Below are 276 nucleotides of genomic sequence, written 5' to 3'. Positions count from 1 at the left end.
CGGCCTGGGCATCGGGCCGCTTGGCTGCGCCCTGGTAGCCCGCGTCGCCCCAGGCCTCGGTTTCCTCGCCGTGCAACAGCGTGTTGGCCTCGATCACATCATTGACGTTGCCGGCTGTGCCGCGCACTGTGTGCACCAGACCGGAGTCGGCATCCACGCCGATGTGGGCCTTCATGCCGAAGTACCACTGCTTGCCCTTCTTGCTTTGTTTCATCTGCGGGTCGCGTTCGCCCGAGGCATTCTTGGTCGAACTGGGCGCAGAGATCAGCGTGGCGT

The 276-nt window shown here is 64.9% G+C and carries 1 protein-coding gene; it reads right to left on the bottom strand.

What is annotated here, in order from left to right; translation table 11 throughout:
- The coding region (locus JHD63_RS25295) for a transposase (RefSeq protein ID WP_198973202.1) at positions 1-276 on the bottom strand (276 nt) is incomplete at both ends.

The organism is Xylophilus sp. ASV27 (assembly GCF_016428875.1).
GTDB lineage: Bacteria > Pseudomonadota > Gammaproteobacteria > Burkholderiales > Burkholderiaceae_C > Xylophilus.
This window is presented reverse-complemented; position numbering and strand designations above follow the sequence as displayed.